Origin of the sequence: Pseudacidovorax intermedius (genome assembly GCF_001476815.1) — a bacterium.
Classification (GTDB): domain Bacteria; phylum Pseudomonadota; class Gammaproteobacteria; order Burkholderiales; family Burkholderiaceae_C; genus Xenophilus; species Xenophilus intermedius_A.
Genome location: NZ_LDSL01000238.1, coordinates 1 through 828, shown reverse-complemented (window position 1 = coordinate 828; position 828 = coordinate 1). Strand labels below are relative to the sequence as shown.

1 protein-coding gene is annotated in these 828 nt (G+C 76.6%); it reads left to right on the top strand.

Annotation, left to right across the window (positions count from 1 at the left end; all coding sequences use genetic code 11):
* Positions 1-763: MFS transporter (locus NS331_RS24820; RefSeq protein WP_153013056.1), on the top strand; the 763-nt coding region annotated here is incomplete at its 5' end.
* Between the last annotated feature and the right edge of the window lie 65 nt (positions 764-828).

Genomic DNA, 828 nt, shown 5'->3' with positions numbered 1-828 from the left:
GGCCATCGCCGGGCTCGCGGCGGCGGCTGCCCTGCTGCTGAGCCGCCTGCCGCGGGACCACGCGGCCTTCCCGGCGACACCCACCGGCGCACAGGCCGGCCTGGCCGCCACCCGCCGCGCGGGCGCACCCATGGCCACGGCCACGCCAGCCCCCGCAACCGCCGCCGCAAGCCCTGCATCCACCACGCCGTGGCGTAACCTGCTCGCCCGGCCCACCCTGCGCGCCGCCATCGTCATGACCGCCGTGGGCCATGGGCTGATGATCCTGGTGATGAACGCCACGCCGCTGGCCATGGCGGACTGCGGCTTCGCCGTCGAGCGCTCGGCGCGCGTCATCCAGTGGCATGTGCTGGGCATGTTCCTGCCCAGCTTCTTCGCCGGCACGCTGGTGGACCGGCACGGCAGCCGGCGCGTGGCCGCGGCCGGCCTCGCCGTGCTGGCGGCCAGCGCGATGCTGGCGCTGTCGGGCGTGGCCCTGGCGCAGTTCCTGGCGAGCTCGCTGCTGCTGGGCATCGGCTGGAGCCTGCTGATCGTGGCCGGCACCACGCTGCTGACGGCGGCGCACGCGCCGGACGAACGCGCGGGCGCGCAGTCGCTCATGGAGTTCGCCAACGGCGCCACGGCCGCCGCCATGTCTTTCGCGTCGGGCGCCCTGCAGTCCGGCGTGGGCTGGCGCGCCATCAACGGCGCGATGCTGCCGCTGCTGGCGCTGGCGGCCTGCCTGCTGTGGTCGACGCGGCCGACGGCGGTGCGGGCGGCGTGAGGTGCGCCGTGCGCCGTGTGCAGGGGCGGCGGAAGAGCGGGCCGGGCTGCACGGCTCCCTCTCCC